At 57.9% G+C, this 24,332-nt stretch carries 23 protein-coding genes; 15 read left to right on the forward strand and 8 right to left on the reverse strand.

All coding sequences use genetic code 11. The features are described 5' to 3' along the window. The first annotated feature begins 136 nt into the window (after nt 1–136). From FW764_RS13580 to fdxA, 5 genes are all read left to right on the forward strand, one after another. Entirely contained in the window at nt 137–859 is a 723-nt protein-coding gene (locus tag FW764_RS13580) for a zeta toxin family protein (RefSeq protein WP_410524794.1), read from the forward strand. Next, complete coding sequence (locus FW764_RS13585; RefSeq protein WP_177016320.1) at nt 859–1,026, forward strand: hypothetical protein; 168 nt, start codon at nt 859–861, stop codon at nt 1,024–1,026. Before FW764_RS13580 ends, FW764_RS13585 begins: the two co-directional genes overlap by 1 nt. A 422-nt stretch (nt 1,027–1,448) precedes the next feature. Next, nucleotides 1,449–1,730 (forward strand): DUF3077 domain-containing protein, encoded by a 282-nt coding sequence (locus tag FW764_RS13590; protein ID WP_446434358.1) that lies wholly within the window; start codon nt 1,449–1,451, stop codon nt 1,728–1,730. Between the two features lie 377 nt (nt 1,731–2,107). Continuing rightward, on the forward strand, nt 2,108–4,699 hold the full coding sequence (gene mutS, locus FW764_RS13595; protein ID WP_446434359.1) for a DNA mismatch repair protein MutS: 2,592 nt from the start codon (nt 2,108–2,110) through the stop codon (nt 4,697–4,699). 142 nt (nt 4,700–4,841) lie between these two features. Further along, the gene (fdxA, locus tag FW764_RS13600; RefSeq protein WP_094952854.1) at nt 4,842–5,165 is read left to right on the forward strand and encodes a ferredoxin FdxA; all 324 of its coding nucleotides are present in this window, start codon (nt 4,842–4,844) and stop codon (nt 5,163–5,165) included. Nucleotides 5,166–5,665: 500 nt separating this feature from the next. Here fdxA and apbC read toward each other — a convergent pair whose 3' ends face one another. Further along, a complete protein-coding gene (gene apbC, locus FW764_RS13605; RefSeq protein ID WP_446434360.1) occupies nt 5,666–6,760 on the reverse strand; it encodes an iron-sulfur cluster carrier protein ApbC in 1,095 nt (364 codons plus the stop codon). Between the two features lie 172 nt (nt 6,761–6,932). Between apbC and metG the strand changes: the two genes are divergently transcribed. The 4 genes from metG (at nt 6,933) to FW764_RS13625 (ending at nt 11,358) form a co-directional block, all read left to right on the forward strand. Beyond that, a complete protein-coding gene (gene metG, locus FW764_RS13610; RefSeq protein ID WP_446434361.1) occupies nt 6,933–8,984 on the forward strand; it encodes a methionine--tRNA ligase in 2,052 nt (683 codons plus the stop codon). A 181-nt stretch (nt 8,985–9,165) separates the two neighbouring features. After that, nucleotides 9,166–10,329 (forward strand): electron transport complex subunit RsxB, encoded by a 1,164-nt coding sequence (rsxB, locus tag FW764_RS13615; protein WP_446434362.1) that lies wholly within the window; start codon nt 9,166–9,168, stop codon nt 10,327–10,329. 103 nt (nt 10,330–10,432) lie between these two features. Beyond that, entirely contained in the window at nt 10,433–11,071 is a 639-nt protein-coding gene (gene nth, locus FW764_RS13620) for an endonuclease III (protein ID WP_446434363.1), read from the forward strand. A 107-nt stretch (nt 11,072–11,178) separates the two neighbouring features. After that, nucleotides 11,179–11,358 carry a PA3496 family putative envelope integrity protein gene (locus FW764_RS13625; protein ID WP_083359900.1) on the forward strand — a complete coding sequence of 60 codons (180 nt, stop codon included), beginning with the start codon at nt 11,179–11,181 and terminating at the stop codon, nt 11,356–11,358. Between the two features lie 84 nt (nt 11,359–11,442). Here FW764_RS13625 and FW764_RS13630 read toward each other — a convergent pair whose 3' ends face one another. From FW764_RS13630 to FW764_RS13640, 3 genes are all read right to left on the reverse strand, one after another. Next, nucleotides 11,443–12,075, reverse strand: a complete 633-nt coding sequence (locus tag FW764_RS13630; RefSeq protein ID WP_053254650.1) for a response regulator transcription factor — start codon at nt 12,073–12,075, stop codon at nt 11,443–11,445. Nucleotides 12,076–12,701: 626 nt separating this feature from the next. After that, nucleotides 12,702–13,919 carry an argininosuccinate synthase gene (locus FW764_RS13635; protein WP_017738284.1) on the reverse strand — a complete coding sequence of 406 codons (1,218 nt, stop codon included), beginning with the start codon at nt 13,917–13,919 and terminating at the stop codon, nt 12,702–12,704. Nucleotides 13,920–14,048: 129 nt separating this feature from the next. Further along, nucleotides 14,049–14,957, reverse strand: a complete 909-nt coding sequence (locus FW764_RS13640) for a flagellar protein MotY (protein ID WP_446434364.1) — start codon at nt 14,955–14,957, stop codon at nt 14,049–14,051. 156 nt (nt 14,958–15,113) lie between these two features. Between FW764_RS13640 and pyrC the strand changes: the two genes are divergently transcribed. After that, nucleotides 15,114–16,160 carry a dihydroorotase gene (pyrC, locus tag FW764_RS13645; protein ID WP_446434365.1) on the forward strand — a complete coding sequence of 349 codons (1,047 nt, stop codon included), beginning with the start codon at nt 15,114–15,116 and terminating at the stop codon, nt 16,158–16,160. Continuing rightward, nucleotides 16,157–16,828, forward strand: a complete 672-nt coding sequence (rnt, locus tag FW764_RS13650; RefSeq protein ID WP_083359903.1) for a ribonuclease T — start codon at nt 16,157–16,159, stop codon at nt 16,826–16,828. The genes pyrC and rnt overlap by 4 nt, the downstream gene beginning before the upstream one ends. Nucleotides 16,829–16,948: 120 nt before the next feature. On the opposite strand, the gene FW764_RS13655 is transcribed toward rnt, so the two are convergent. Continuing rightward, entirely contained in the window at nt 16,949–17,551 is a 603-nt protein-coding gene (locus tag FW764_RS13655) for a peroxiredoxin (protein ID WP_003172097.1), read from the reverse strand. A 243-nt stretch (nt 17,552–17,794) separates the two neighbouring features. On the opposite strand from FW764_RS13655, the gene FW764_RS13660 reads away from it, so the two are divergent. Both FW764_RS13660 and bfr read left to right on the forward strand, forming a co-directional pair. Next, on the forward strand, nt 17,795–18,013 hold the full coding sequence (locus FW764_RS13660; protein WP_010564137.1) for a bacterioferritin-associated ferredoxin: 219 nt from the start codon (nt 17,795–17,797) through the stop codon (nt 18,011–18,013). Between the two features lie 200 nt (nt 18,014–18,213). Continuing rightward, a complete protein-coding gene (bfr, locus tag FW764_RS13665) occupies nt 18,214–18,684 on the forward strand; it encodes a bacterioferritin (RefSeq protein ID WP_017738288.1) in 471 nt (156 codons plus the stop codon). Between the two features lie 82 nt (nt 18,685–18,766). On the opposite strand, the gene grxD is transcribed toward bfr, so the two are convergent. Next, nucleotides 18,767–19,105, reverse strand: a complete 339-nt coding sequence (gene grxD / locus FW764_RS13670) for a Grx4 family monothiol glutaredoxin (protein ID WP_438869350.1) — start codon at nt 19,103–19,105, stop codon at nt 18,767–18,769. Between the two features lie 86 nt (nt 19,106–19,191). Continuing rightward, nucleotides 19,192–21,300, reverse strand: coding sequence for a molybdopterin oxidoreductase family protein (locus tag FW764_RS13675; protein ID WP_446434366.1), 2,109 nt, complete (start codon nt 21,298–21,300; stop codon nt 19,192–19,194). A 432-nt stretch (nt 21,301–21,732) separates the two neighbouring features. On the opposite strand from FW764_RS13675, the gene argF reads away from it, so the two are divergent. Together argF and FW764_RS13685 are read left to right on the forward strand one after the other, a co-directional pair. Beyond that, nucleotides 21,733–22,653, forward strand: a complete 921-nt coding sequence (gene argF / locus FW764_RS13680; protein WP_446434367.1) for an ornithine carbamoyltransferase — start codon at nt 21,733–21,735, stop codon at nt 22,651–22,653. After that, the gene (locus tag FW764_RS13685) at nt 22,650–23,759 is read left to right on the forward strand and encodes an ABC transporter ATP-binding protein (protein WP_446434368.1); all 1,110 of its coding nucleotides are present in this window, start codon (nt 22,650–22,652) and stop codon (nt 23,757–23,759) included. Before argF ends, FW764_RS13685 begins: the two co-directional genes overlap by 4 nt. A 78-nt stretch (nt 23,760–23,837) precedes the next feature. Here the strand turns inward: FW764_RS13685 and ybaK are convergent, their stop codons facing one another. Beyond that, nucleotides 23,838–24,308, reverse strand: coding sequence for a Cys-tRNA(Pro) deacylase (ybaK, locus tag FW764_RS13690; protein WP_446434369.1), 471 nt, complete (start codon nt 24,306–24,308; stop codon nt 23,838–23,840). Between the last annotated feature and the right edge of the window lie 24 nt (nt 24,309–24,332).

A 24,332-nucleotide genomic window follows, 5' to 3' on the forward strand; every position in this document is an offset into this window, starting at 1 on the left:
TTAATGCATCGACAAGGATGTATTAGGAGATTTTTCGTCGAGTAGCGAGGCTTTAACCGCGTGATAGTCTTTCACACACCGCTGATACCGATGGGGATGTTTGATGGAACAGGCCGCATTTCCCGATATTGACAGGATGACGCCCGCGGAGATTGAGATTTCAGAAGAAGCATTGCGTTTTGCTCGCTCCAATAAGAAGTCAATTGCCAGACGCCTGACAGACAAAGCTATTTACCCGTCAGAGGAGTCGCCTGTATCCGTCTTCATGGCTGGATCGCCCGGCGCGGGAAAAACAGAGGCTTCAATCGCTCTTGTGAACCTATTCGCTGACACCCCCATTCTACGAATCGATCCTGATGAACTTCGCAACGAGTTTGCCGCTTATCAGGGGCCGAATTCGTGGCTTTTCCAGCGAGGGGTTTCAATTCTGGTCGAGAAAATAATTGATCAGGCATTGGATCAACGACAGTCCCTCCTACTCGATGGCACCTTTTCGAATCTCAAAGTCGCCAGAAGCAATGTTGAACGCTCATTGAAAAAAGGAAGATTCGTACAGGTCTTGTACGTATATCAAAACCCCATGCTTGCTTGGGATTTCGTGAAGGCTCGCGAGGAGGCCGAAGGCAGAAGAATTCGTAAAGAGCATTTCATCGAGCAGTACTTTGCAGCACGTGACGTAGTGAACGCGCTTAAGCTAGAGTACGGAAGCGACGTTCACGTGGATTTGCTCATCAAGCACATCGACAATTCTGGACGGCTTTACAAAGCGGGCGTCGATAGGATTGACTACCATATCCCTGAGCAGCATACACGGGCCGATCTAGAGGCCAGTCTCGGGCCACCATCAGGAGCGCATTGATGATTTCGATCAAGCTGGGCTTGTCCAAAGGCGTAAAAAGCTCCTTTGCCGACTTTATTCGTGACGCAAAATCTGATCAGAAAAAGCGCGTTTACAGTGAGGTTCTCACTGAGGCGACGAAGCAACAGAATCTCGTGATGATGAAGGCAGAGGCGAAAAGAGCCTGATTCCAACCAAACCTCCTTCTCAAAGCCCGACCCAGAGTCGGGCTTTTTATTGGGCCAATTTAGTCACCACACAGGGACACGTTTATAATCCATGCCGCGATGTGCTTTTCGACAGCAGCTTAGCGACATATTCATTTCCCTAGTTGCACCCACCACACCACCACGCTAACCTCCCCGCCGTCGCTGCCAATTCAGCGACCGGGCCTGATAACCCGGCAAGATGCAGGCGCACCAAGCGCCCTCAAAACCCGATTTGCAGGCGTTTTTTTTCGCCCAACATTTCGTGCAATGGCGGCTGTGCGTGGGAGACCTTCGGGTCTGCCGGGTTCCTGTATCTCCGGTTTATCAGCCTGCGCACAGCTGCCACCCAATTCGCCTGATAACGAATGTGGTAGCTCTCAATTGATATGGGAGCTTTACCGATGACCGCTACAAATCCGTCTGCGTTAACCACCCTCGGCGTCACCCCCTTCTCCTTTCATTCCGACCAACCTCTATTCCGCGTCAACAGCGGTGTTTCCCTGCACGAAGCCTTGCATCACGCCTCCGACCTTCTTCACGTTGCCAAGCGGCTCGCAGAAGATGCGGCGATGGCCAAGGAGACGGACCGTTACGCCTGGGCGTCGCATTACTTGCAGGAGATGGTGAAAGCGGTGATTGATGATGTGGTGAAGGTGTTGGATTCGCCCAGCAACATTCAGTAAGGGCGAAAGTAAGAAGGGGCGGCGCATGTGAATAACTGCGTCGCCCCTTTTTTGTGTTTTACCTAGCCGTTTTGTGAACTGCGAAGGGCCGACTTCGCGTGTTAACCTTGCGCCCATCGCAAAAAATGCTGGGCCAAGCGCCCAATGCCGATCAGTTACGCGACCACGATTGGGCAAGATGTGGAGCTTTAGGAGTTCAGCGATGCAGGCGTTGCGGCCTGCAGGTACGGCGCGGCGATCCCTTCGCAGCCTCGCTGAAGCTCGACAGCTCCCACATTCGGCCTGCGTCGTTTGGAAGTCCGCGCTCCGCAACTGATCGACACTGGACCACGCGCCCCCTTTGCCCCATCACTTTCAACGAATTTGCCTACTATCCAATGAGTAAAAACACGTCCGATCTGTCTTCCCACACGCCAATGATGCAGCAGTACTGGCGTCTGAAAAACCAGCACCCTGATCAGTTGATGTTCTATCGCATGGGCGACTTCTACGAGATCTTCTATGAAGACGCGAAGAAGGCCGCCAAGTTGCTGGACATCACTTTGACCGCGCGCGGGCAGTCGGCGGGGCAGTCAATTCCGATGTGTGGGATTCCTTACCATTCGTTGGAAGGCTACTTGGTCAAGCTGGTGAAGCTGGGCGAGTCGGTGGTGATCTGTGAGCAGATCGGCGATCCGGCGACCAGCAAGGGGCCGGTTGAACGTCAGGTGGTGCGCATTATTACGCCGGGTACGGTGAGTGATGAGGCGTTGCTGGATGAGCGTCGTGACAACCTGATCGCGGCGGTGTTGGGCGATGAGCGTCTGTTCGGCCTGTCGGTGCTGGACATCACCAGTGGCAATTTCAGCGTGTTGGAGATCAAGGGCTGGGAAAACCTGTTGGCGGAGCTGGAGCGTATCAACCCGGTGGAGTTGTTGATCCCGGATGATTGGCCTAAGGACTTGCCAGCGGAGAAGCGTCGTGGGACCAAGCGTCGTGCGCCGTGGGACTTTGAGCGGGATTCGGCACTGAAGAGTCTGTGCCACCAATTCTCGGTGCAAGACCTTAAAGGTTTCGGTTGCGAAAACCTGACCCTGGCCATCGGCGCCGCCGGTTGTTTGCTCGGCTATGCCAAGGAAACCCAGCGCACCGCCCTGCCGCATTTGCGCAGCCTGCGCCATGAACGCCTGGACGATACCGTGGTGCTCGATGGCGCCAGCCGTCGCAACCTGGAGTTGGACACCAACCTGGCCGGTGGCCGCGATAACACGCTGCAATCGGTGGTCGACCGTTGCCAGACCGCCATGGGCAGCCGCTTGCTGACCCGTTGGTTGAACCGCCCACTGCGCGACCTGACGGTGCTGCAAGCGCGCCAGACGTCTATTACCTGCCTGCTGGATGGCTATCGCTTTGAAATGCTGCAGCCACAGCTGAAAGAAATCGGCGATATCGAGCGCATCCTGGCGCGGATCGGCCTGCGTAATGCGCGGCCGCGTGACTTGGCACGCCTGCGCGATGCCTTGAGCGCGCTGCCGCAACTGCAAGTGGCGATGACCGAGCTGGACACGCCGCACCTGCAACAACTCGCCGTGACGGCCGGCACTTACCCGGACCTCGCGGCTCTGTTGGAAAAAGCCATTATCGACAACCCGCCGGCGATCATCCGTGACGGCGGCGTGCTGAAAACCGGTTACGACACCGAGCTGGATGAGCTGCAATCGCTGAGCGAGAACGCCGGGCAGTTCCTGATTGACCTGGAGGCCCGCGAAAAAGCCCGCACCGGCCTGGCCAACTTGAAGGTTGGTTACAACCGCGTGCACGGCTACTTTATTGAGTTGCCGAGCAAGCAGGCCGAGTCGGCGCCAATCGACTATCAGCGGCGTCAAACCCTTAAAGGTGCCGAGCGTTTTATCACGCCTGAGCTCAAAGAGTTTGAAGACAAGGCGCTGTCGGCCAAGAGCCGCGCCCTGGCGCGGGAAAAGATGCTCTATGAAGCGCTGCTCGAAGACTTGATCAGCCGCTTGGCGCCACTGCAAGACACCGCCGCCGCCCTGGCGGAACTGGATGTGTTGAGCAACCTCGCTGAGCGCGCACTGAACCTCGACCTGAACTGCCCGCGTTTTGTCAGCGAGCCGTGCATGCGCATCGTGCAGGGGCGCCACCCGGTGGTCGAGCAGGTATTGACTACGCCGTTTGTCGCCAACGACCTGTCGCTGGATGATGACACCCGCATGTTGGTGATCACCGGTCCGAACATGGGCGGTAAATCCACCTACATGCGCCAGACCGCGCTGATCGTGTTGCTGGCGCATATCGGCAGCTTTGTACCCACGGCCAGTTGCGAGCTGTCGCTGGTGGACCGCATTTTCACCCGGATCGGTTCCAGCGATGACCTGGCTGGTGGCCGTTCGACCTTTATGGTGGAAATGAGCGAAACCGCCAACATCCTGCACAACGCCACCGACCGCAGCCTGGTGCTGATGGACGAAGTGGGCCGCGGCACCAGCACCTTTGATGGTCTGTCCCTGGCGTGGGCGGCGGCTGAGCGTTTGGCGCACTTGCGCGCTTATACGCTGTTTGCCACGCACTATTTCGAGCTGACCGTACTGCCGGAAAACGAGCCGCTGGTGGCTAACGTGCATCTCAATGCCACTGAGCACAACGAGCGCATCGTGTTCCTGCACCATGTGCTGCCGGGACCGGCCAGCCAGAGTTACGGCCTGGCCGTGGCGCAACTGGCCGGTGTGCCGAGCGAGGTGATCACGCGTGCCCGCGAGCACCTGAGTCGCCTGGAAGAAACTGCCCTGCCGCACGAGATACCCGTGGCCAGCCCGGCCAAAGCCAGCAACAAACCGAGCGCGCCGCACCAGAGTGATATGTTCGCCAGCTTGCCGCATCCGGTGCTGGATGAGTTAGCTAAGCTTGACGTGGACGGCTTGACGCCGCGTAAAGCGCTCGAAATGTTATATGCACTGCAGACTCGGATATAACGCAGACGCTTGCAAGCTGGTAGACTCTCGCGCGGTTTGGGATGCTGCAGGCTTTTAGCCTGGTCTGCAGACTATCGCTCCTGAACCTCGCGAACCCCACCACAAGGGGTTTCGCTGCCGCCGCCTGAGGAGAGAATTAGAAATGACCTTCGTCGTTACCGACAACTGCATCAAGTGCAAGTACACCGACTGCGTCGAAGTGTGTCCGGTGGACTGCTTCTACGAAGGCCCGAACTTCCTGGTTATCCACCCGGATGAGTGCATCGACTGCGCCCTGTGTGAACCAGAGTGCCCGGCCGTCGCTATTTTCTCCGAGGACGAAGTCCCGGCAGAGATGCAGGAATTTATTCAGTTGAACGTTGATTTGGCGGAAATCTGGCCGAATATCACTGAGCGTAAAGATCCGATGCCTGATGCAGCGGAGTGGGATGGCAAGAAAGGTAAGATTGCAAACCTCGAGCGCTAAACGCGCCGCCACCCAATAAAAAGGCCTCTTGCGGGCCTTTTTGCTTTTCTGCAGGGTGGGTTTCACTTTTCTACAGGCAAAAAAAAGGGGCGGTATGACCCGCCCACATTTTTTCCCTAGTCCCTGTATTCCTTTTCATCGTCCTGATGAATCGCATCCTGCGACGTTCCTTCAACCATCGTTCCTTGATGGCTGTGTCAATCCGTGGACACAGGGCTGATGTTAGAGAGTTCCCAGGGAAGTTCAACGGGATCCAAACAGTGAGCTGACAGACTTCAGCACTCAAATTGAAATAAATAATTGTTTAATTTCAATAAGATAGAAAAATATTTCGCGAATTCAAGACGTACACGCGCGGTAAAAAAACCAAACACTTACCCAAAAGTAGGCGAATGCTTACACGCGCCATTGCGTAAATGCGTATTTGGGAACCGTTGACGAATCCTCAGGCATGAAAAAAAGCCCCGACACAGTCGAGGCTTGTTTTCCTTCAAAACCGATCAGTCGTCGCTGACCGTGATCGTCGGCATGGCTGGCGCAGCTGCTTCTTGCAGGACGATCCGCGCGCCGACATGACGGGCCAGCTCCTGGTAGATCATAGCGATCTGCCCGTCGGGCTCGGCCGCCACAGTGGGCTTGCCGCCGTCAGCCTGTTCACGGATTTCCATCGCCAACGGCAACGAGGCGAGCACTTCAACGCCGTATTGGGTTGCCAGCTTCTCGCCGCCGCCCTCGCCAAACAGATGCTCGGCATGCCCGCAGTTGGAGCAGATGTGTACCGCCATGTTTTCCACAACGCCCAGCACCGGGATGTTGACCTTGCGGAACATCTCCACGCCTTTTCTGGCGTCGAGCAGCGCCAGGTCCTGAGGCGTGGTCACGATCACCGAGCCGGCCACCGGGACTTTCTGCGCCAGGGTCAGCTGAATGTCGCCGGTGCCTGGCGGCATGTCGATCACCAGGTAATCCAGGTCGCCCCAGGCGGTCTGGGTGACCAGCTGCAGCAGCGCGCCGGAGACCATTGGCCCGCGCCAGACCATCGGCGTGTTGTCATCGGTGAGGAAGGCCATGGACATGACCTCAACGCCCATCGACTCAATCGGCACGAACCACTTTTGATCCTTGACCTTGGGTCGGGTGCCTTCAGCGATACCGAACATCACGCCTTGGCTGGGGCCATAGATGTCGGCGTCGAGAATGCCCACGCGGGCACCTTCTCGGGCCAGAGCCAGCGCCAGGTTGGCGGCCGTGGTGGATTTACCCACACCGCCCTTACCGGACGCCACAGCGACCACGTTCTTGACATTGGCCAGGCCCGGGATCTGCGCTTGGGCCTTGTGCGCGGCGATCACGCATTGGATGTCGACCTTGGCCGAACGTACGCCGTCCAAGCCCTCGATGGCCATTTGCAGCATCTGCGCCCAACCGCTCTTGAACAGACCGGCTGCATAACCCAGTTGCAACTGGACTGAAACCTGGTCGCCCAGAACCTCGATGGCGCGTACACAGCCGGCGCTGACCGGGTCCTGGTTCAAATAGGGGTCGGTGTATTGGCGAAGAACGGCTTCCACCGCTGCGCGAGTGACGGCGCTCATGGGCTACTCCCGAAAAAAGACTGACTGAAACAGGCGGCTATCCTAACCGTTCCAGGCGCCCAACGGCATGCTTTCCAGACTTGGGAATATTCAGAAACCGCGCCACGGGGTGAAATATATTTCCCGGCGCTTTATAGTGGCCGACCTCCGTTTCATCAAGTAGCCGAGCCCCATGTCCGAGCCACGCAAGATCCTCGTCACCAGCGCCCTGCCCTATGCCAATGGTTCTATCCATCTTGGCCATATGCTTGAGTACATCCAGACCGATATGTGGGTGCGCTTCCAGAAGCATCGCGGCAATCAATGCATTTATGTCTGCGCGGACGACGCCCACGGTTCGGCCATCATGTTGCGTGCCGAAAAGGAAGGGATCACCCCGGAACAACTGATCGCCAATGTGCAGGCTGAACACAGCGCCGACTTTGCCGAGTTCCTGGTGGATTTCGACAATTTCCACTCGACCCACTCCGACGAAAACCGCGAGCTGTCGAGCCAGATCTACACGCGCCTGCGCGACGCCGGGCACATTGCCACGCGTTCGATCACGCAGTATTTCGACCCGGAAAAGAAAATGTTCCTGGCCGACCGCTTCATCAAGGGCACCTGCCCGAAATGCGGCACCGAAGACCAGTACGGCGACAACTGCGAGAAGTGCGGTGCCACTTACGCACCGACTGACCTGAAAAACCCAAGGTCGGCCATCTCCGGCGCCATTCCGGTGCTCAAGGATTCCCAGCACTTCTTCTTCAAGCTCCCGGATTTCCAGCAGATGCTGCAAACCTGGACCCGCAGCGGCACCCTGCAAGACGCCGTGGCCAACAAGATCGCCGAGTGGCTGGATGCCGGCCTGCAACAGTGGGACATCTCCCGCGATGCGCCGTACTTCGGTTTCGAGATCCCGGACGAGCCAGGCAAGTACTTCTATGTGTGGCTGGACGCGCCGATCGGCTACATGGCCAGCTTCAAGAACCTCTGCGATCGCACGCCTGAGCTGGATTTCGACGCGTTCTGGGCCAAGGACTCCACCGCCGAGCTGTACCACTTCATCGGCAAGGACATCGTCAACTTCCACGCGCTGTTCTGGCCGGCGATGCTCGAAGGTTCGGGTTACCGCAAGCCCACCGGCATTGCCGTGCACGGCTACCTGACGGTCAACGGCCAGAAGATGTCCAAGTCGCGTGGCACCTTTATCAAGGCGCGCACCTACCTCGACCATCTGTCGCCGGAATACCTGCGCTACTACTACGCGTCCAAGCTGGGCCGTGGCGTAGACGACCTCGACCTGAACCTGGAAGACTTCGTACAAAAGGTCAACTCGGACCTGGTGGGCAAAGTCGTCAACATCGCCAGCCGTTGCGCCGGGTTTATCCACAAGGGCAATGCCGGCCTGCTGGTGGCCGAAAACGCCGCGCCGGAACTGACCGAAGCTTTCCTGGCCGCCGCGCCAAGCATTGCCGACGCCTATGAAGCCCGCGACTTCGCCCGTGCCATGCGCGAGATCATGGGCCTGGCCGACCGTGCCAACGCCTGGATTGCCGACAAGGCACCGTGGTCGCTGAACAAGCAGGAAGGCAAGCAGGCTGAAGTCCAGGCGATCTGCGCCACAGGCGTCAACCTGTTCCGCCAGTTGGTGATCTTCCTCAAGCCGGTGCTGCCATTGCTGGCTGCCGACGCCGAGGCGTTCCTCAACGTTGCGCCGCTAACCTGGAACGACCACACCACATTGCTCAGCAACCATCAGTTGAACGCGTTCAAGCCGCTGATGACCCGCATCGACCCGGTCAAGGTGCAGGCCATGACCGATGCTTCGAAAGAAGACCTGGTCGCCAGCCAGACCGACACCGGCGAATCGGCACCGGCGGGCAATGGTGAGTTGGCCAAAGACCCGATCTCGCCGGAAATCGACTTCGACGCCTTTGCCGCCGTGGACCTGCGCGTAGCGCTGATCATCAAGGCCGAAGCCGTGGAGGGTGCCGACAAGCTGCTGCGCCTGACCCTGGACATCGGTGATGAGCAACGCAATGTATTCTCCGGGATCAAGAGCGCTTACCCGGACCCGTCAAAGCTCGACGGCCGACTGACCATGATGATCGCCAACCTCAAGCCACGGAAAATGAAGTTTGGTATTTCCGAAGGCATGGTGATGGCGGCAGGTCCTGGTGGTGAAGAGATCTACTTGCTGAGCCCTGATAGCGGCGCCAAGCCGGGTCAACGCATCAAGTAAGACGCTGGGCTGAGCAGGCTTGTTGTGAGCGGGGCTTGTTGTGAAGTGCGGGCTTGGCCCGCTCGCCACAACAACCCCGCTTGGCACAACAGCCTGCTGATCACTAGTGGCCCGTCTGCCACAACCAGCGGGCTCACCCCAACAGGCCCCGTTGTTTAACCGGCATGCCAATGATCACCCCATGAACCTGATTCAACGTATCGACGCGCTGCTGCCGCAGACCCAATGCGGTAAATGCGGGCACCCAGGCTGCAAGCCCTACGCCGAAGGCATCGCGCTGGGTGAGGCGATCAACAAGTGCCCGCCTGGCGGCCAGGAAACCATCGCCGGCCTTGCGCAATTGCTGCGTGTGCCCGTACTGGAACTGGACACCAGCCGAGGCGACGCCCCCGCCCAGGTTGCTTATATCCGCGAAGCCGAGTGCATCGGCTGCACCAAGTGCATCCAGGCTTGCCCGGTGGATGCGATTGTGGGCGCCGCCAAGTTGATGCACACCGTGATCATCGATGAATGCACCGGCTGCGACCTGTGTGTAGCGCCCTGTCCTGTGGACTGCATTGAAATGCACCCTGCCGCCACAGTGCTGCCGATTGTTGGTGGCCTGGTAACCAACGATCATCAGCGCCACGAACGTGGCCTCAAGCGCGACCGGGCACGGCGGCGCTATGAACAACGTAACGCGCGCCTGCAACGCGAAGAGGCGCATAAGCTCGCTGAGCGCCTGGCACGGGCCAAACGTTCAGCGCCAATTGCACCTGTACCGGTCGACAGCGTTCAGGCGGCCCAGGATGCAGCGATCAAGAAAGCCAAAATCACGGTTGCCATGAGCCGCGCCCAACTGCACAAGTCATTGAAGGCGTTTGGTCACCCGCCAACCTTTGAGCAACAGTCGCAGCTTGTCGTGCTGCAGCGGCAGTTCGAAGCGGCGGAGCAGGCGCTCGTCGCCCTGGAGGTGAACACCCCGCCGCCGTCAACGACGATTAAAGACCCTGAGCTCAAGCGCGCAAAAATCCAGCTGGCCATGCACCGCGCCGCTTTGAAAAAGGCTCAGGACCAGAATGCTGACGAACAGCAGCTTGCAACGTTGAATGCCGCACTGACCGCCGCCGAGCAAACCCTGCACGATGCCGAAGTCGCCAGCGAGCAGCCAAGGCCGGACTTGCAGCGGGTAGAAAAACGCCCCATCGACGCCCGATTGCGCCAGCTGAAGACCGCCCTGGCTTATGCCCGCGCCGATGTCAGCAAGTTGCAACGCCAGCCAGGTGTCAGCGCGAATGAACTGAAAGCCGCGCAATACAAGCTTGATGAAGCGCAGCGCAACGTGGACGCCCATACCGGCGTTTGATCCACAACAGGTGCTGCCGGTCGTGATGGCGATGGTTTATCCTGCAGTGCCCGTACCCGCTGTTGAAAATCACGCTGACCGCCTGCAAGGAAATGCCTGCCCCATGAACGCCGCAAAACGCCTGGAAATTTTCCGCAGGCTTCACGAAGACAATCCGGAACCCCAAACCGAGCTGGCCTACTCCTCGCCGTTCGAGTTACTGATTGCGGTGATCCTGTCGGCCCAATCCACGGACGTTGGCGTCAACAAGGCCACGGCCAAACTCTACCCGGTGGCCAATACGCCAGAGGCGATCTATGCCTTGGGCGTGGTGGGTTTGTCGGAATACATCAAGACCATCGGCCTGTACAACAGCAAGGCCAAGAATGTGATTGAGACTTGCCGCCTGCTTGTTGAATTGCACGGCAGTGAAGTGCCACAAACCCGTGAGGCCCTGGAAGCCCTTCCCGGGGTGGGCCGTAAAACCGCTAATGTGGTGCTCAACACTGCGTTCCGACAACTGACCATGGCGGTGGACACCCATATTTTTCGCGTCAGTAACCGCACCGGCATCGCTCGCGGCAAGAACGTCGTGGAAGTGGAAAAGCAGTTGATGAAGTTTGTGCCCAAGCCGTACTTGCTCGACGCCCATCACTGGCTAATCCTTCACGGGCGCTACGTTTGTCAGGCGCGCAAACCTCGTTGCGGCAGTTGCCGCATCGAAGACCTGTGCGAATACAAGGACAAGACATCCGACGATTGAGGGGTGATGGGTTTTCTCGATCAGTCGATTGAAAAAATCTTTTTTACCCTTTCGTGGTTTATCGTTATAAGGAGCGCCAACGGCAGTCTTAGCCTGGAGTTAACGTTATGAGCACTGGCAAAGAACAACTGGATGTAGAAGACGACCTCGTCGAAGCGGATGACGACGGGGAAGCCCCCGTGGCAGAGGTGGCCAAGACCAATTTGAGCAAACGTCGCACTATCGATAACTTGCTGGAAGAGCGACGCTTGCAAAAACAGCTGGCCGATTACGACTTCGATCTCTGACCGAGCTGCCTTCGACCGGAAGCCTCCCTGACGGAGGCTTTTTTTTGCCGGCTATGCGAGGTCGTGTGGAACGCACGCCTCCTGTTATACGAGGCCGTTGCGTTGAGCCAACTCAATCAGATCCACGAGCGAACGCGCATTGAGCTTGAGCAGCAGGCGCGTCTTGTAGGTACTGACGGTCTTGTTGCTGAGGAACATGCCGTCAGCGATCTCTTTGTTGGTTTTGCCACGCGCCAGTTGCTGCAATACCATCATCTCTCGACCCGACAAGCGCTCGACCATATCCGCCTCACTGGCGTTCCCCATAGTGGAGCGTACGGAGTTGAGGGCCTGGTTAGGGAAGTAGCTGTAGCCGGAGAGTACCGCCTTGATAGCGCTCAGCAACTCCGTCAGGTCCTGCTGCTTGCACACATAGCCAGCTGCGCCCGCCTGCATGCAGCGCATGGAGAAGTGGCCGGGCGCCTGGGACGTCAGCACCAATACCTTGACAGGTGCGGGCTGCTTGGTAGACGCCAGGCGACAGATAACCTCCAGGCCATCGAGTTTGGGAATTCCGATATCCAGTATGACAATGTCCGGCACATGCTCGCGTGCAAGTTGCAACGCATCGACGCCGTTATCAGTCTCGGCAACGACCTCATAACCATGACGCTCCATCAGCATGCGCACAGCAAGACGAATGACGGGATGATCATCCACGATCAGCACTTTATTCATGAGAAAGTCCAATTTCGCTGTTCGAATTATTTAGAGCAAGCACAATAGCCTAGTCGTTTCCTAGTTGGCATAGCGCTCCCCCCCAAGCAACAGCAAGCAGAGACCCAACCCACAACGATAAAGGAATTAACCTACAAAAAAACACTAACTCGGATGCATTAGGTTGTATGCAGGCTTTCAGAACTTTCCGGGGGCATACATATTTTGAGTGAAATATCCGCCGCATAAGCGGTTCAAGGTAAACGTGCCGCACAAGACTTTCAGGAAATGCCCATTGCGTGCAGCCGCCAGACGAATGAACAGGTGAGAAAATTCCGACTCTTTTAGTTCCATTCAACATATTTTCTAACATCCTTAATTCCTACAGAATTTTCTTCGTCTTACATACCATTCTCACTTATATAGTGAATCTTCTGTAAGACATAGTTCCTAGGCAGGTGTTAAAAAATCGTTCATACATGTCAAACAACACGCATACAGCGGAGCAACTTTTATATCCGACGAACAATAAACATCCATCAAACGCCTTTAAACATTTGGCGGCATCCCTAGCTAGAACCTTGAATACATAGGCAAAAAAAAGTGGCCCCTTAAACAGGGGCCACCGTTCACAGCCAAGGCATCACTCAGAACAGCTTGCGACCCTTGTTGGCAGCAATGCGCATACGCAGCGCATTCAACTTGATGAAGCCTGCAGCGTCCGCCTGATTGTAGGCGCCGCCATCTTCTTCGAAGGTGGCGATATTGGCGTCGAACAGCGATTCATCAGACTTGCGACCGGTAACAATCACATTGCCCTTGTACAGCTTCAGGCGCACAACGCCATTCACGTGGGCCTGGGAGGCATCGATCATCTGTTGCAGCATCAGACGCTCAGGGCTCCACCAGTAGCCGGTGTAGATCAGACTGGCGTACTTGGGCATTAGCTCGTCTTTGAGGTGAGCCACTTCGCGGTCCAGGGTGATGGACTCGATGGCGCGGTGAGCGCGCAGCATGATGGTGCCACCCGGGGTTTCGTAGCAACCACGGGACTTCATGCCCACGTAACGGTTCTCAACGATGTCGAGACGGCCGATACCGTGTTCACCACCGATACGGTTCAGGGTCGCCAGCACGGTGGCCGGGGTCATTTCGACGCCATCCAGCGCGACGATGTCGCCGTTGCGGTAGGTCAATTCCAGATATTGTGGTTTGTCGGGCGCGTTCTCCGGGGAGACGGTCCATTTCCACATGTCTTCTTCGTGCTCAGTCCAGGTGTCTTCCAGCACGCCGCCTTCATAGGAGATGTGCAGCAAGTTGGCGTCCATCGAGTACGGAGACTTCTTCTTGCCGTGACGCTCGATCGGGATTGCGTGCTTTTCAGCATAATCCATCAGCTTTTCACGAGACAGCAGGTCCCATTCGCGCCAAGGGGCAATCACTTTCACGCCGGGCTTGAGTGCGTAGGCACCCAGCTCGAAACGCACCTGATCATTACCCTTGCCGGTAGCGCCATGGGAAATGGCGTCGGCGCCGGTTTCGTTGGCGATTTCGATCAAGCGTTTGGCGATCAGCGGACGTGCGATGGAGGTACCCAGCAGGTACTCGCCTTCGTAGACGGTGTTGGCGCGAAACATCGGGAAGACGAAATCGCGGACGAACTCTTCGCGCAGGTCGTCAATGTAGATCTCTTTCACGCCCATGGCTTGCGCCTTGGCACGTGCAGGTTCGACCTCTTCGCCCTGACCCAGGTCAGCGGTGAAGGTCACCACTTCACAGTTATAAGTATCCTGCAGCCACTTGAGGATCACCGAAGTGTCCAGGCCGCCGGAATACGCGAGAACGACCTTGTTTACGTCGGCCATGCCATCACTCCACGGGGTTGTACGGAAAGCCGTCGATTCTACCGACCAAAACCGTGAATTTACAGAGGCGCGACAGCAAATGAAGATAAAGCGACAGATTATGTCGAGCGGGCGACCGATGGCCGCACCTTATGAAGTGTGTGCAGGATTGCTCGGGCCCGCGGCCTGCGGCGCCGGTTTCTCGGGGGCTGCCACGCGTTCGAGCTGAATATTCACACGACGGTTGCGCGCACGGTTGGCGGCACTGGTGTTGGGCACCAGTGGGTAACTTTCACCGTGGAACCGCATCGTGATCTGCGATTCCTGGATGCCGGCGGCTTTAAAGTAGTCCATGACTGCCAGCGCACGGCGGCGCGAGAGATCTCGGTTGGTCAGGCGGTTGCCGCTGTTATCGGAATGGCCGTTCAACTCGACGTGATTGACCGTGGGGTCGGCTTTCATGAACGCGAGAATCACATCCAGCTTTTTCTTGGCAGCCGCGTCCAGCTCAATGCCACCACCAGGGAAGCCTACTTCGGTCTGTTTGACCTGATCGTAATTCATCGGCAACAGCTTGGTGGTGCAGACTTGATAGTCGTTGTAAGCCTTGTTGAATTTTACCGGCAACAGCCGGATTTCCGAGTAGCCACCGTCACGTCCGTAATGGCGCACGGTCGGGCTGCGCCCTTCCAGCAACCCAGTGAACAGCCGCCCGGCCTGGGCCTGAGAGCTGTTGAAGAGCACATCGCCACTACCGGCACGCACGGCGCCGAGGTTGATATCCCCCCGGCCCGGCTGCCACGGTGCAGCGGCAGCCAACAAGGTTGCCGACCCCGCGCCCAGCGAGCCGTTGTAGGCTTTCAGGCGAAAGGTCGCCTGCTCGCCCGCCCGACGCACGAACTCACCCGAGCCGAAATCGGTGATCGGCTGGGTCAGGCGGCACTCAAACTGGTCACCTTCCACCTTCCACTCAATGTTCTCCAAACGTGTCTGGAACGTGAGGGCCATCGCAGGCAGGCTGGCGAACACACTGAGCAGGGCTAGGTAATGCTGGCGCACGGGAGGCTCCACTGGTTTCTACAACACTTCAAGGCGTCATACGTCGTTAAGGCATACCCAGTGATATCGGTAGCGTCCTGCAAAACTTGATAGCGAGTGCCTGCAAGAGTCTTTTCCGGTAGCATTCCCACCAGATTGACCCGCCTGGAATCCCCAATGTCCGACCGCCTGACCCTGCTGCGTCCCGATGACTGGCATATTCATCTTCGCGATGGTGCTGCGTTGCCTCAAACTGTGGCCGATGTAGCGCGCACGTTTGGCCGCGCTATCATCATGCCTAACCTGGTGCCTCCGGTGCGTAATGCCGCTGAAGCCGACGCCTATCGCCAGCGGATCCTCGCGGCACGGCCGGCCGCCAGCCGCTTCGAACCGCTGATGGTGCTCTACCTGACCGACCGCACCCAGCCTGAAGAAATTCGTCAGGCCAAAGCCACAGGCTTTGTCCATGCCGCCAAGCTATACCCGGCGGGTGCGACCACCAACTCCGATTCCGGCGTGACCAGTATCGACAAGATCCTGCCGGCGATCGAAGCGATGGCTGAAGTCGGCATGCCGCTGCTGATCCACGGTGAAGTCACCCGTGGCGATGTGGACGTGTTTGATCGTGAGAAGATCTTCATCGACGAGCATATGCGCCGTGTGGTCGAGCTGTTCCCGACGCTCAAGGTGGTGTTCGAACACATCACCACGGCCGATGCCGTGCAGTTCGTCACCGAGGCTTCGGCCAACGTGGGTGCGACCATCACTGCGCATCACTTGCTCTACAACCGCAACCACATGCTGGTGGGCGGGATTCGGCCGCACTTCTATTGCTTGCCGATCCTCAAGCGCAACACTCACCAAGTGGCCCTGCTGGACGCTGCCACCAGCGGCAACCCGAAGTTCTTCCTCGGCACTGACTCCGCGCCCCACGCCCAACACGCAAAAGAAGCTGCGTGTGGTTGTGCCGGTTGCTACACCGCTTATGCGGCGATTGAGCTGTACGCCGAAGCATTCGAGGCGCGCAATGCCCTGGACAAGCTCGAAGCGTTCGCTAGCCTCAACGGCCCGCGCTTCTATGGCCTGCCGGCGAATACCGACCGCATTACTCTGGTCCGTGAAGACTGGACCGCCCCTGCCAGCCTGCCGTTTGGCGAGCTGACTGTTATCCCGCTGCGCGCCGGTGAAACACTGCGCTGGCGCCTGCTGGAGGAAAGCAAGTGAGTGAAGACCATTACGATGACGAACACGAGCACAGTGGTGGCGGTTCCCGTCACCCGATGGCCGAGCGGTTTCGTGGCTATCTGCCGGTTGTCATTGACGTAGAAACCGGCGGCTTCAACTGCGCCACCGACGCCTTGCTGGAAATCGCAGCGACGACCATCGGCATGGATGAGCAGGGTTTTGTGTTCCCGGAACACACTCACTTCTTCCGCGTCGAGCCATTCGAAGGTGCGAATATCGAAGCCGCAGCCCTGGAGTTCACCGGGATCAAGCTCGATCACCCACTGCGCATGGCGGTGAGTGAAGAAGCGGCGCTGACCGATATCTTCCGTGGCGTGCGCAAGGCGCTGAAGGCCAACGGCTGCAAACGCGCGATCCTGGTCGGCCACAACAGCAGCTTCGATTTGGGCTTCCTGAATGCCGCCGTGGCGCGGCTGGACATGAAGCGCAACCCGTTTCACCCGTTCTCCAGCTTCGACACCGCCACCCTCGCTGGCCTGGCTTATGGCCAGACCGTGCTGGCGAAAGCCTGCCAGGCGGCCGGTATCGACTTCGACGGTCGTGAGGCCCACTCGGCTCGCTACGACACCGAAAAGACTGCCGATCTGTTCTGCGGCATCGTCAACCGGTGGAAGCAGATGGGTGGCTGGGAAGATTTCAACGACTGAGGTGTAGCTGAGCTCTGTGGCGGACACACTCGCCACAACAGCCCACTCGCGACAAAGTTGAATCCCGCACATAAAAAAACCGGCCTTTTCAGGCCGGTTTTTTTGTACCGAGAAACGGGCTTACAGCTTGCCAGCGTTCTCAGTCAGGTAAGCCGCAACGCCTTCTGGCGAAGCGTTCATGCCTTTGTCGCCTTTTTTCCAGTTGGCAGGGCAGACTTCGCCGTGCTCTTCGTGGAATTGCAGAGCGTCGACAAGGCGGATCAGCTCTTCCATGTTACGGCCCAGCGGCAGGTCGTTGATGATCTGCGAGCGCACAACGCCCTTGTCGTCGATCAGGAACGCGCCACGGAAAGCCACACCGCCTTCGGACTCAACGTCGTAGGCTTTGGCGATGTCGTGCTTCATGTCGGCAGCCATGGTGTATTTGACTTTGCCGATGCCGCCATCATTGATGGCAGTGTTGCGCCAGGCGTTGTGGGTGAAATGGGAGTCGATCGAAACGGCGACCACTTCAACGTTGCGCGCCTTGAAATCGTCCATGCGGTGGTCCAGAGCGATCAGCTCCGAAGGGCAGACGAAGGTGAAGTCCAGCGGGTAGAAGAACACCAGGCCGTATTTGCCTTTGATGGCTTCAGACAGTTTGAAGCTGTCTACGATTTCGCCATTGCCAAGGACAGCTGGTACGTCGAAATCCGGGGCTTGTTTGCCGACGAGTACGCTCATTGGTTATCTCCTGATGTAGGGGTGACGATTGAAGTAAAAGGACCGGCCCGAGTCTGGCGCAGATAAGCGACAGCCCTGTGACGCAGTCACGCTTCGTGAAGACCGACCATCATACACTGAAAAAACCGTTCGTCAGCGCGCCGGCAGCCCCCAGCAATACCCTACGAATCTACTTTGACAATCATTCTCGTTAACATTAAGATCCATCGCACTTAAGCCTTAAACCCGCGATGGTTCTCCCTTATGTATGTCTGCCTCTGCACTGGCGTCACCGACGGACAAATCCGCGAAGCAATCTATGAAGGTTGCTGCAGCTACAAGGAAGTACGTGAAACCACCGGCGTTGCCAGCCAGTGTGGTAAATGTGCTTGCCTCGCCAAGCAAGTGGTACGGGAAACCCTGACGCAGCTGCAAACAGCCCAGGCCGCGCTCCCCTACTCAGCAGAATTTACGCACGCTTAAATAGGCGTGTTTTGAAGAACCGGACTTAGCGTCCGGTTTTTTATGCCTGCAATTCAATTAGTTAGCGCCAAGACGCGGAACACAAACATTCTTATTCCGATTAATTTTCATTTATTATTCAATAACTTAGGTTTGACACTAGAGTTTTCGCCGCTCAAACTCCGCCCTATACACAGCTATTACAGGGCAGGACCCCAGTCATGAAAGGCGACATCTCAGTCATCCAGCAACTCAACAAAATCCTTGCCAATGAACTGGTCGCGATCAATCAGTACTTTCTGCATGCACGCATGTATGACGATTGGGGCCTGGAAAAGCTCGGTAAGCGTGAGTACAAAGAATCGATCAAGGCGATGAAGGACGCAGACGCGCTGATCAAGCGCATCCTGTTCCTGGAAGGCCTGCCGAACGTGCAGGACCTGGGCAAGCTGAACATCGGCGAGCACACCCAGGAAATGATCAGCAGCGACCTGAAGTTCGAACAGAAGAGCCACAGCGACCTCAAGGCCGCCATTGCTCACTGCGAAACCAAGGGCGACTTCGGCAGCCGTGAACTGCTGGAAGATATCCTGGAAGACCAGGAAGAACACATCGACTGGCTGGAAACCCAGCTGGGCCTGATCGACAAAGTCAGCCTGGAAAACTACCTGCAATCGCAGATGGGTGAATAACCCGTAGTTCTACCGGCTACAAAAAAGCCCCGCTCTCTTTCGAGAAGCGGGGCTTTTTATTGCAGGCCGACTCTACACAGGATCAAGCGTCAGTCTTAGCTGCCGCGTTTACCGCTGCTTCTTTGATCAACGCTTGCAGCGAACCATCCGCAGCCATCTCAGTGATGATGTCGCTGCCGCCGACCAGCTCACCGGCTACCCACAGTTGTGGGAAAGTTGGCCAGTTGGCGTACTTCGGCAGGTTGGCGCGAATTTCAGGGTTTTGCAGGATATCCACGTAGGCGAATTTTTCGCCGCATTGCATGATGGCCTGGGAAGCCTTCGCGGAGAAACCGCACTGAGGAGCGTTTGGCGCGCCCTTCATGTAAAGCAGAATGGTGTTGTTGGCAATCTGCTCTTTGATCGTTTCGATGATATCCATGGAACACCTCGGCTGGAACTTTGCGACTCACAGGTCGGCACGGTGGCGCATTGTAACGCAAAATTCCAGGCCGGTGGTCGGGCTCCTTACGCAGCGGCTACCTGTACCGGCACACCGTTGAGCGCCGCATTGCCGGATAACTCGTCCAACTGCCGCTCATCGGTCAGGTCATTTGCACTCGCGCCCGGCTGCCCACTCGCGATGCTCATCCGTACGCCTGGGCGGTCGTGCCCCCAGCCATGGGGCAGGCTGACCACGCCGGGCATCATGTCCAGGCTGGCCACCACTTCCACTTCTATCATGCCGATGCGCGAGCTGACACGCACCCGCTGACCATCACACAACTGCCGACTGGCGAGGTCGTCAGGGTGCATATGCAACTGATGGCGCGGCTTGCCCTTCACCAAGCGGTGATAATTATGCATCCACGAGTTGTTACTGCGCACATGCCGACGGCCGATCAACAGCAGTTCGTTGACCATCGGCACCGGCTGCGCCGCAAACCGCGCCAGGTCTGCCAGTATCACTGCAGGCGCGGTCTGCACCTGACCGCTGGCGGTTTTCAAACGCAGGGCAAGGTTGGGCTTGAGCGGCCCCAAATCCACGCCATGGGGATGCTCCGCGAGCATCGCCAACGACAGCTTGTGATCAGACGCATCACCGTAAGCCCCGCCACGCAGGCCGAAGTCGATCATCTGCGCTGGCGGCAGGGTCGGCTTAAGCGCCAAACCGGTCTGCGCCGCAAAGGCCTTGGCCAGGCCGACAAAGATTTCCCAGTCATGCAGAGCGCCTTCAGGCTTGGGCAGGATCGCCCGATTGAAACGGGTGACATTACGCACCGCAAACATATTGAAGGTGGTGTCGTAGTGGTCGTTTTCCAGCGCCGACGTCGACGGCAAAATCAGGTCGGCGTAACGCGTGGTCTCGTTAATATAGAGGTCGATGCTGACCATGAACTCCAGCCCATCCAGGGCTTGCTCCAGCTGCCGACCATTAGGCGTCGACAATACGGGATTGCCGGCCACGGTCACCAGGGCGCGGATCTGCCCTTCGCCTTCGGTGAGCATTTCTTCGGCCAAGGCGGAAACCGGCAACTCTCCACCGTATTCGGGGCGGCCCGACACACGGCTTTGCCAGCGATTGAAATGCCCGCCGCCAGTCGAGGCCACCAGGTCCACCGCTGGGCTGGTACACAGCGCGCCACCTACACGATCAAGATTGCCCGTGACCAGATTGATCAACTGCACCAGCCAATGACACAAGGTGCCGAACGCCTGGGTCGATACGCCCATGCGCCCGTAACACACCGCCTTATCCGCAGCAGCAAAGTCTCGCGCCAACTGGCGGATTTTCTCGGCCGGCACCGCACACTGAAGGCTCATGGCGTCGGCGGTGAACCCGGCAATGGCACGACGCACGTCCTCAAGGCCTTCAACCGGCAAATGACTCCCGCGGGTGAGGTTCTCGCTAAACAGCGTGTTAAGTAAGCCGAACAGCAGCCACGCATCACCACCAGGGCGCACGAACAGATGCTGATCGGCTATCGCGGCCGTCTCGCTGCGCCGTGGGTCAACCACCACTACTTTGCCGCCTCGGGCCTGGATGGCCTTGAGGCGCTTCTCCACGTCAGGCACGGTCATGATGCTGCCATTGGACGCCAGCGGGTTACCGCCGAGGATCAGCATGAAGTCGGTGTGATCGATGTCCGGAATCGGCAGCAACAGGCCGTGGCCGTACATGAGATGACTGGTGAGGTGATGGGGCAACTGATCCACCGAGGTCGCCGAAAACCGATTACGCGTTTTGAGCTGGCCAAGGAAATAGTTGCTATGGGTCATCAGCCCGTAGTTGTGCACGCTGGGGTTGCCCTGATACACCGCCACCGCATTCTGCCCATGGCGCGCTTGAATGCTGGCCAATCGCTCGGCGACCCTTGCAAACGCCTCGTCCCACGAAATCGGCTGCCACTCGCTGCCCACCCGTAACATGGGCTGACGCAGACGGTCCGGGTCATTCTGGATGTCCTGCAGCGCCACCGCCTTGGGGCAGATATGCCCACGACTGAAGGTGTCTAGTGGGTCGCCCTTGATCGAGGTGATCGCCAGGCTGCCGTCGTCGGCTTGGGTAGTTTCCAGGGTCAGGCCGCAGATGGCTTCACACAGATGGCAGGCACGGTGGTGGAGAGTCTTGGTCATGGCCAGTCTCTTTATTGGGCTTTGACCTGACTATGGGCCGAGATTTTGACGAGCACCAGCAACGTTCGTCCTGTGAATCGACGAGCATCAGGCCAACACATGGCTAAACATGTGCAAATGTTTCATAGCGTTACGCACGGCAGTCGAAACCGACACAACCCGGCCTGAGACCGCCCCCACACGTTGCAAAAGGTCTCGGCGCCAGTGTACAAATGGGCCGCTGCTGTCAGGAATCAGTCTTCAAAAGCGCTCCGGCGCCCTTCTTGAACACCCTTAAAACCGTAGCCCTATTGGTAAGACGCGACATTTAATTATAAGATCGCGCCTTCCCCTATTTCGTCGCCCCGTGCGGCTTTCGCCGCAGGTCTCGCCCGTTGTCACAATAAACAAGGCTTTGAGTATCTGCGGTCTGTTGCAAAAAGGTAGTTAATGATGAGCGCAAGGCACTTTCTCTCCCTGATGGATTGCACGCCCGAAGAGCTGGTCAGCGTGATCCGTCGAGGCATTGAGCTTAAAGACCTGCGTAACCGCGGCGTACTGTTCGAGCCTTTGAAAAACCGTGTGCTCGGGATGATTTTCGAGAAGTCGTCGACGCGCACCCGCGTGTCGTTCGAAGCTGGCATGATCCAACTGGGTGGCCAAGCCATCTTCCTGTCCTCGCGCGACACCCAACTGGGCCGTGGCGAGACGATTGCCGACAGCGCCATCGTGATGTCGAGCATGCTCGATGCGGTGATGATCCGTACCTTTGCCCACAGCACCGTGACCGAATTTTCAGCCAACTCCCGGGTACCGGTGATCAACGGCCTGTCCGATGACCTGCACCCCTGCCAGTTGCTGGCCGACATGCAAACCTTCCTTGAGCACCGTGGTTCGATCCAAGGCAAGACCGTGGCCTGGATCGGCGACGGCAATAACATGTGCAACAGCTATATAGAAGCGGCGATCCAGTTCGACTTCCAACTGCGCATCGCGTGCCCGGAAGGCTACGAGCCTGACGCGCGTTTCCTGGAGCAGGCAGGTAGTCGCGTTACCCTCGTGCGCAACCCACGTGACGCAGTGATCGGCGCACATTTGGTGAGCACTGATGTCTGGACCTCCATGGGCCAGGAAGAAGAAACCGCCCAGCGCCTCGCCCTTTTCGCACCATTCCAGGTGACCCGCGCCCTGCTCGATCTGGCCGCGCCGGATGTGCTGTTCATGCACTGCCTGCCCGCTCACCGTGGCGAAGAAATCAGCCTGGACCTGCTCGACGATAAGCGCTCGGTCGCTTGGGACCAGGCCGAAAACCGCTTGCACGCGCAAAAGGCGCTACTCGAACTCCTCGTCCAGCCGTCGTACCATCACGCATGAGCCAGCCATTACTGCTGAACCTGCGCAATCTGGCGTGCGGCTATCAAGATCAACGCGTGGTGCAGAACCTCAACCTGCACCTCAACGCCGGCGACATCGGCTGCCTGCTTGGGTCTTCGGGCTGCGGCAAAACCACTACTTTGCGCGCAATTGCTGGCTTCGAACCAGTGTACGAAGGTGAAATCATCCTGGCCGGCGAAGTGATTTCCAGCCCAGGCTTTACCCTCGCGCCGGAGAAACGCCGGATCGGCATGGTGTTCCAGGACTACGCACTGTTCCCGCACTTGAGCGTGGCCGACAACATCGTCTTCGGCATTCGCAAGCACCCGCAAAAAGACCGCGTGGTCGCCGAGTTGCTCGAGCTGGTCAACCTGAAGAACCTGGGCAAGCGTTTCCCTCACGAGCTTTCCGGTGGTCAGCAACAACGCGTCGCCCTTGCCCGCGCGCTGGCGCCGGAGCCGCAACTGTTGTTGCTGGATGAACCGTTCTCCAACCTCGACGGCGAGCTGCGACGCAAGCTCAGCCACGAGGTGCGCGACATTCTAAAGGCGCGCGGCACCAGTGCGATTCTGGTCACCCACGACCAGGAAGAAGCCTTTGCCGTCAGTGACCACGTGGGGGTTTTCAAAGAAGGCCGTCTTGAGCAATGGGACACGCCCTACAACCTCTATCACGAACCGCAGACGCCGTACGTCGCCAGCTTTATTGGCCAGGGCTATTTCATCCGTGGTCAATTGAGTTCGCCGGAATCGGTCAGCACCGAACTGGGCGACTTGCGCGGCAATCGCGCCTACACCTGGCCCACGGGTGGCGCGGTGGATGTGTTGCTGCGCCCGGATGACATCGTCTACGCGCCCGACAGCGCGTTGAAAGCGCGTATCGTCGGCAAAACGTTCCTCGGCGCCTCGACCCTGTACCGCCTGCAGCTGCCGACAGGTGCACAGCTGGAGTCGATTTTCCCCAGCCATGCCGATCATCAGGTCGGTGCCGATGTGGGGATTCGTGTGGCGGCTGAACACTTGGTGTTGTTTCAGGCCTCGGGCAGCGTTGCGGCGCAGGTTTCTAAATCCGACTCCGGCGTACGCCGTTACAGCCCCGCTAGCTGAGTCACTGACGAAACCAGATCAAAATGTGGGAGCAAGCCCGCTCCCACATTAGATCTCGTCGCCTTCAAAATGCGAGTTTCACACCCGACCAATCGGCGCAAATTTAGCCTGCGTATGCTCAGCCAGCACCGCCGCCGGCAGTTCAACTTCCAACCCCCTCCTCCCGGCACTCACAAAAATTGTCGCAAACGGCTGCGCCGTCACATCGATAAACGTGCGCAGACGCTTCTTCTGCCCCAACGGGCTGATACCGCCCAACAGGTAACCCGTAGAGCGTTGCGCCGCTGCCGGGTCAGCCATCTCGACTTTTTTTACACCCGCCGCATGAGCCAACGCCTTTAAATCCAGACTTCCGACGACCGGCACCACCGCCACCAACAATTCGCCTTTCTCACTGCTGGCCAGCAAGGTCTTAAACACCTGCGCAGGGTCGAGACCCAATTTCTCTGCGGCCTCCAGGCCATAGGACGCCGCCTTGGGGTCATGTTCGTAACTGTGGATGTGATGTTCGGCGCGAACTTTTTTCAACAGGTCCAATGCGGGTGTCATGGCTACTCCAGGCATGGCAAACAG

The sequence above is a fragment of the Pseudomonas sp. 1152_12 genome, from assembly GCF_052850675.1.

Coding starts and splice junctions, on each gene's coding strand:
- FW764_RS13580 (WP_410524794.1), top strand. CDS start 137: ATGACGCCCGCGGAGATTGAGATTTCAGAAGAAGCATTGCGTTTTGCT.
- FW764_RS13585 (WP_177016320.1), top strand. CDS start 859: ATGATTTCGATCAAGCTGGGCTTGTCCAAAGGCGTAAAAAGCTCCTTT.
- FW764_RS13590 (WP_446434358.1), top strand. CDS start 1,449: ATGACCGCTACAAATCCGTCTGCGTTAACCACCCTCGGCGTCACCCCC.
- mutS (WP_446434359.1), top strand. CDS start 2,108: ATGAGTAAAAACACGTCCGATCTGTCTTCCCACACGCCAATGATGCAG.
- fdxA (WP_094952854.1), top strand. CDS start 4,842: ATGACCTTCGTCGTTACCGACAACTGCATCAAGTGCAAGTACACCGAC.
- apbC (WP_446434360.1), bottom strand. CDS start 6,760: ATGAGCGCCGTCACTCGCGCAGCGGTGGAAGCCGTTCTTCGCCAATAC.
- metG (WP_446434361.1), top strand. CDS start 6,933: ATGTCCGAGCCACGCAAGATCCTCGTCACCAGCGCCCTGCCCTATGCC.
- rsxB (WP_446434362.1), top strand. CDS start 9,166: ATGAACCTGATTCAACGTATCGACGCGCTGCTGCCGCAGACCCAATGC.
- nth (WP_446434363.1), top strand. CDS start 10,433: ATGAACGCCGCAAAACGCCTGGAAATTTTCCGCAGGCTTCACGAAGAC.
- FW764_RS13625 (WP_083359900.1), top strand. CDS start 11,179: ATGAGCACTGGCAAAGAACAACTGGATGTAGAAGACGACCTCGTCGAA.
- FW764_RS13630 (WP_053254650.1), bottom strand. CDS start 12,075: ATGAATAAAGTGCTGATCGTGGATGATCATCCCGTCATTCGTCTTGCT.
- FW764_RS13635 (WP_017738284.1), bottom strand. CDS start 13,919: ATGGCCGACGTAAACAAGGTCGTTCTCGCGTATTCCGGCGGCCTGGAC.
- pyrC (WP_446434365.1), top strand. CDS start 15,114: ATGTCCGACCGCCTGACCCTGCTGCGTCCCGATGACTGGCATATTCAT.
- FW764_RS13655 (WP_003172097.1), bottom strand. CDS start 17,551: ATGAGCGTACTCGTCGGCAAACAAGCCCCGGATTTCGACGTACCAGCT.
- FW764_RS13660 (WP_010564137.1), top strand. CDS start 17,795: ATGTATGTCTGCCTCTGCACTGGCGTCACCGACGGACAAATCCGCGAA.
- bfr (WP_017738288.1), top strand. CDS start 18,214: ATGAAAGGCGACATCTCAGTCATCCAGCAACTCAACAAAATCCTTGCC.
- grxD (WP_438869350.1), bottom strand. CDS start 19,105: ATGGATATCATCGAAACGATCAAAGAGCAGATTGCCAACAACACCATT.
- FW764_RS13675 (WP_446434366.1), bottom strand. CDS start 21,300: ATGACCAAGACTCTCCACCACCGTGCCTGCCATCTGTGTGAAGCCATC.
- argF (WP_446434367.1), top strand. CDS start 21,733: ATGAGCGCAAGGCACTTTCTCTCCCTGATGGATTGCACGCCCGAAGAG.
- FW764_RS13685 (WP_446434368.1), top strand. CDS start 22,650: ATGAGCCAGCCATTACTGCTGAACCTGCGCAATCTGGCGTGCGGCTAT.
- ybaK (WP_446434369.1), bottom strand. CDS start 24,308: ATGACACCCGCATTGGACCTGTTGAAAAAAGTTCGCGCCGAACATCAC.